Below are 6050 nucleotides of genomic sequence, written 5' to 3'. Positions count from 1 at the left end.
CTAATAACTTATATGCGGTCATGCTTCTTCAGGCTTCAAAAACCAGATGCACCCGCATAAGACTAGCGGGCATACCTCACTTTTTTGAGAAAGGCTATATTTTTAGTTGACTAATTTACAGATATCGGCTAATGAAACGGCAGTGTCGATTGGTGTCAAGTTGAGCTGCGAATGTAGTATCAGTCTGCTGTCTGACGATTAGGATCTATATCCCCTCTAACCCCTTAAAAAGGAGGGGGACAGGAGTATTCTCAAAGTCCCCCTTCTTAAGGAGGATTTAGGGGGATCTAGACTAAGTTAGAAGCGAGATTTTTCAGGGATTTTAGTCTTAATCAGCTAAACTGAGGGATAATAAAAACTCCCTATGACCGCGGCTCCTCCTAGTTTGATGTGCAACCCTATGTCTACTGTCACTTTTGGTTTATCAACCCCCTCCGCGGCAGAGGCCGGGGCATCCTACGGTAGCAGCCAACCGCCACAACTCCCCATCGCGCGTGCAGAGTGGATCGAGGTGTTGGTGGACTCTCCTTTCAGGGGCGCGGGGGACTCGCCGGGGGAGGAAAACAAGTTATTTACCTATCGCTTACCTGCGGAATTAAACGTGCAGCCGGGAGATATTTTGAGTGTACCATTTGGCAGCCAACAGGTAGGGGCGATCGCGATTCGGTTCGTTTCTCAACTGCCGGCAGACTTAGATCCGGCGCGGGTGAAAGATGTCGAAGATGTTGTGAGTAGGGGCTTTTTTCCGCCTACTTACTGGGAATTGCTCGAACGAGTATCTGCTTATTATTGTACAAGATTAATTCAAGTAATTAGAGCTTCGCTGCCACCCGGTTTGTTAAGCCGTTCCGTGCGCAGGATTCGGTTAATTAAAGATGCTGTTTCTCCCAATGCCGAAACATTTTTGAATCCCGCCGCCAGTCAAATCTTGCAATTGCTGCAAGCTCAAAAAAAGGGCGATTACACTTGGCAATACCTTCAGCGCCAAGTCAAGGGAAGTTATCGGGGATTGAAAGATTTATTGCAACGCGGTTGGGTAGAAAGTTATTTAGAACCGCCCAATCCTCCGAAACCACAACTCAAACCGGCAGTGATATTAATCCCCACCGCCTTTGTGACAGATTTAACTAAGCGCCAACAAGAAGTCTTGGAAGTTTTGCGGCGCGGCGGCGGTGAAATGTGGATGAATGATTTGCTGAGAATTTGCAGCGCGGGTGCTTCGGTTGTCAAAAAATTGGAACAGAAAGGTAGCGTTGTGATCGATCAAAGGGAAGTTCTCAGGGGCGATCGCCCAATTGCTCAATTACCCGATGCACCGAAAACTTTAACTCGTTTTCAAGCTGAAGCTTTAGCATTTATTAACTCTTTTTCGGGATTCCGTCAAGTGCTGTTGCACGGCGTTACCGGTTCTGGTAAGACTGAAGTGTATTTGCAGGCGATCGCCCCAATCTTAGCCAGCGGCAAATCTGCCCTCGTCCTCGTCCCGGAAATCGGCCTCACACCGCAACTGACAGACAGATTCCGCGCCCGGTTCGGCGAGCAAATTTGCGTGTACCACAGCGCCCTATCCGACGGCGAACGTTACGATACATGGCGCCAGATGCTCACAGGAACGCCGCAAATTGTCATCGGCACGCGATCGGCCATTTTTGCACCTTTACCTCACCTCGGCTTAATTATCCTCGACGAAGAACACGACAGCAGCTTCAAACAAGACCAACCAGCGCCCTGCTACCACGCCCGCACCGTCGCCAAATGGCGCGCCGAATTAGAAAATTGTCCCTTAATTTTAGGTTCTGCAACGCCAGCTTTAGAGACATTGGTGGGGACGCGCTGCGATGATTACTCCTTGCCAACTATCCATTATTTATCATTACCAACTCGCGTTTATTCCCGCCCGATGCCGCCCGTGGAAGTAGTGGATATGCGCCAAGAATTGCGGCAAGGGAACCGCTCAATTTTCAGCACTTCTTTGCAAAATGCCCTGGAACAATTGCAAGCAAGACAACAGCAAGGTATCCTATTTATTCACCGCAGAGGACACAGCACGTTTGTGTCTTGTCGGAGTTGCGGCTATGTGATGGAATGCCCGAATTGCGATGTTTCTCTATCTTATCACCACATTGGCGAAGGCACAGCAGAAATCCTGCGCTGTCACTACTGCAACCACACGGAAAGACACCCTCAAAATTGCCCAGAATGCAGTTCTCCTTACTTCAAAAACTTTGGTAGCGGCACTCAGCGAGTGGAACAGGAATTAACGAGATTGTTTCCAGAATTGCGGGCGATTCGGTTTGACAGCGATACTACTAGAAATAAGGGCGACCACCGCAGATTGTTAACTCAATTTGCCAATGGGGAAGCTGATATTTTACTTGGTACACAAATGCTGACGAAGGGGTTAGATTTAGCTCAAGTTACATTGGTGGGAGTTGTGTCTGCTGATGGGTTGCTGAATTTATCGGATTATCGCGCTAGCGAACGAGCTTTTCAAACTTTAACTCAAGTTGCGGGCCGTGCGGGTAGAGGCGACGATCCGGGGCGGGTAATTATTCAAACTTATACTCCCGAACATCGAGTGGTTCAAGCGGTGAGGCGGCACGAATATGCGGGTTTTGTGGAGACGGAATTAGCAGAAAGGGCGGCGCTGAATTATCCACCTTCGGGGCGGTTGATTTTGTTGCGGTTGAGTAGTGTTGATGCGGCGGAAGTTGCGGTGACTGCGGTACAATTGGCGTCTGTTTGTCGCGAATATATCGATCGACTTTCGGCGTCTGGCTGCGAGATGTTGGGGCCTGCACCGGCGGCGATTATGCGGGTGGCGAACCGCTATCGGTGGCAGATTTTGCTGAAATTACCTTTGGATGAGTCGCTGGATTTGTCGGATTTGGTCGGGTTGCGCGATTCCCTTCGGGATAGCTTCGCTTCACGCGCGCCGCGTTCTGTTAGTCTAACTATTGATGTCGATCCATTGAATTTTGGTTGATGGGGGATGGAAAAGCGAGAATCCCCAATAAGACGGCGGTTGAAACCGCGTCTACACAAACAATGTCCACCTCCGTGGACTGAAGAAAACAACGTAATTTAAACGGCCGGGTCTTCAACCCGCTCCCGTCGGGTTTTGTCTGTATAGACGCGGTTTCAACCGCCCGGTCTTCTTGGTTGATATTTTTTCTACTGAGTCTCTGGTGGCTGAGGTTTTGAATGGTAACAGGGAACTGACGGTGAGTCAAATTCAGAAATTAGCTGAGTTATTTCATTTATCGCCTGGGGCATTTAAGATGAATTAGAATCGTAGGGTGCGTCAGCTTCGACGATTGTGTAAATAATCGATCATCTCCAAACTGACGCACCTGATACCTATTTCACCCGGTGCGGATCTATGAGATTTTCGATATGCAAGGCGAGAGATTGTTAATGGCGACGCACCCTACAACTACTAAAATTGGTTTGTAGTGACTACTTCTATTCTGTTAAATCGACTTGTCGAATCTCTTCTAGCGTCATATCCAAGCATTGCGCGATTTGCTCGTCGCTCAAACCTATTGCTTGCAAGCGATCGATCGCCTCAATTTTCGCCCGCTGCTTTCCCCGCAAAAACTCAGGCGACTCTTCCTGTGATGTGCAGACATTTAGCGATCCGATTACATGATTGTGAGCGACATGATGGCCAGTAATGATAGCGCCAGTAACGTTGCTAATCATCGACTTGCGAATCAGTGCCGATCGCAAATTTAACTTATTAACATCTTCTCCAAAAATATCAGAGAACAACTGCCATAACTCGTAGCCCACATCTTTAGCATAACCCTCAGTACAGTTCAGCGCTTGGGCAATATCGCCGTACTTTTGCCGCTTCAAAACGCCCTCAATCACACCAACTTGCATATCATCTAAATGCTTGCCAGTTTTCGCAAAGACAACTTCATCCGCAAAAGCCAGTGCTTCCTTAACGTTCACCCGCGCCTCCTCACAATATCCGAGCGATCGAACTAAAACCGTCTAGATCCGACTATTTTCGCCTTGAATACAAAAACGATTAAAGCTTTATCAAAACTTTTTATATTATACGACTTGATCCGACCTTTTTCGACTATACAAATTAATTGGCAAGCTGTAGCATTGTGAATATCAAATCATCGCTCAAAGAAACTAACTTATGACGACTACCCAACTCGCTCTCGACAAAAAAGCAAATCCTTTGATGATGCACCTCAGCATCTCGCCCAAGTACAGCATCTCCCAAGAGCAATCTAGCTACGATCCCAGCACGCAGACTTCTAACATCACCTCCATGAGCGGCTCCTGGTCTACTCGTGCTGGCTCCAGTATTTTTCAGTTTGAACCTAGTGATGACGACCAGCAAGAGGACGACTAGAATTTTGAATTACTAAGAAATAATTCGATCGCCCTTTATGTTCTTGAAAGACCTGTATGAATTTTTGCATGACAGGTCTTTCACTGTCAACATTATTTCAATTAGTTTGATTGCGATACCAGTTTCAAAAAAAATCCAACCGCATACAAGCTCGAAACCCATACATAATCCATCATTTCCAATCTAAAATCTAAAATATAAAATAGTATGACTGACCTTTTAATCGTGACTTCCGAGACAGACATTCATGCAGATGTCGTTATCAACGAATTGCAAAACTCAAATATTCGAGCAATTCGATTGAATTCAGAAAGTTTTATTAAAACAAGCAAATATGCTTACTCGTGGCAAGCTTCTGGCAATCCCAGTCAAAGTTTTTTGTCCTTTGAAGACTCCTTGAAAGAAGTTCAAGATATTGGCGTGATTTGGTGGCGCAAACCACAAGATTATCAAGTGTTTCCAGAAGTTGATGATGCTTGGGCAATCAAGTATTGTCAAGAAGAAACAGAATCTTTAATATACTCTCTGTCTGGCTTATATCCCAAAGCGAGGTGGGTCAATAACTACTACAAGATTAGATTGCCATCCCATCGCATCAACCAAATCCCCATTGCTCAAAAACTGGGAATTACTATCCCTCCAACACTTGTCACAAATTCCTACGATGCTGCTTGCAACTTTGTGACACAACAGGGAAAGTGCATTGTCAAACCGATGCGCTACTCTGGATTCCTACATGATGAAAAACAGTACGCTTGCTATACTCGCCCCATTGATGTAGAAACACTTGAAGCATTTCGAGAAAGCATTCGATTGGCACCTGTTTTTATTCAAAAACGCATTCAAAAGAAAGCAGAATATCGCGTTACATTAATGGGTAAACATGATTTTGTCTGTCGCATTGACGCCAAACATACCAACGATGCAGATGTAACTTTAGATTGGCGCGTCACCGAACCGGATAAACTCGTTCACGTTCCCGACAAGCTACCAATTGATTACCTCAACAAACTCCATCAAATGCTTGACGAGTTTGGTTTGAATTTTGGTGCATTCGACATCATTCGCGACGAGGATGACACGCTCTATTTTATCGAACTCAATCCCAACGGACAATGGTATTGGATCGAAAATCTCACTAAAATGCCTATGGTTCGCGCAATGGTTGAACTCATCGAAGATTTAGCGCTTCAATATCAACAGGATTGCTGAATTTGATCGGGAATTACGCATTTTATTGAGATTGCTTTCTCGCAATGACAAAGCATCAGCCCTGAGATTGCTTCGTGCCTCGCAATGACAAGGTATCAGTCCTGGGATTGCTTCGTTACAAGGAATCAGCGCTGGGATTGCTTCGTTCCTCGCTCCGGACAAGGAATGAACGAACTACAGCGACAATATTTGAGTAAACAAACTTAACTAAGAACATTGTAGCTAGGATTATCTAATACTAAATCCGGACTTTTACCCCCTTGATGGTGGTGGTGGTGCGTCGCTCGTTGAATCTTGGCAAATATCGAGAATTATTCGTGGCGACACACCCTACTTTCTGATGACTTAAACCTGAATACCTTGGTATTTATCTATTTATCGTTGAATGCAGAGACCAGATCCCCCTAAATCCCCCTTAAAAAGGGGGACTTTGAACACTCCAGTCCCCCCCTTATTAAGG

General features: G+C 45.9%; 4 protein-coding genes. 3 read left to right on the top strand and 1 reads right to left on the bottom strand.

The features are described from left to right. Nucleotides 1-400 precede the first annotated feature (400 nt). The gene (priA, locus tag QT974_RS29580; RefSeq protein ID WP_333471956.1) at nucleotides 401-2986 is read left to right on the top strand and encodes a primosomal protein N'; all 2586 of its coding nucleotides are present in this window, start codon (nucleotides 401-403) and stop codon (nucleotides 2984-2986) included. 479 nt (nucleotides 2987-3465) lie between these two features. Here priA and QT974_RS29575 read toward each other — a convergent pair whose 3' ends face one another. Further along, nucleotides 3466-3960, bottom strand: a complete 495-nt coding sequence (locus tag QT974_RS29575; protein WP_333471955.1) for a hypothetical protein — start codon at nucleotides 3958-3960, stop codon at nucleotides 3466-3468. 199 nt (nucleotides 3961-4159) lie between these two features. Between QT974_RS29575 and QT974_RS29570 the strand changes: the two genes are divergently transcribed. Beyond that, entirely contained in the window at nucleotides 4160-4378 is a 219-nt protein-coding gene (locus QT974_RS29570; protein WP_333471954.1) for a hypothetical protein, read from the top strand. Nucleotides 4379-4585: 207 nt separating this feature from the next. Beyond that, on the top strand, nucleotides 4586-5590 hold the full coding sequence (locus QT974_RS29565; protein ID WP_333471953.1) for an MvdC/MvdD family ATP grasp protein: 1005 nt from the start codon (nucleotides 4586-4588) through the stop codon (nucleotides 5588-5590). The last annotated feature ends 460 nt before the right edge of the window (nucleotides 5591-6050 follow it).

The organism is Microcoleus sp. BM001215392, from assembly GCF_036700185.1.
In the GTDB taxonomy this organism is placed as follows: Bacteria; Cyanobacteriota; Cyanobacteriia; order Cyanobacteriales; family Microcoleaceae; genus Microcoleus.
The sequence above is the reverse complement of the archived record's forward strand: the minus strand, read 5'-3'. Positions and strand labels throughout refer to the sequence as shown.

Bases quoted from the DNA above. Each gene is read 5' to 3' on its own strand.
- priA (WP_333471956.1), top strand. From the start codon at position 401: ATGTCTACTGTCACTTTTGGTTTATCAACCCCCTCCGCGGCAGAGGCC.
- QT974_RS29570 (WP_333471954.1), top strand. From the start codon at position 4,160: ATGACGACTACCCAACTCGCTCTCGACAAAAAAGCAAATCCTTTGATG.
- QT974_RS29565 (WP_333471953.1), top strand. From the start codon at position 4,586: ATGACTGACCTTTTAATCGTGACTTCCGAGACAGACATTCATGCAGAT.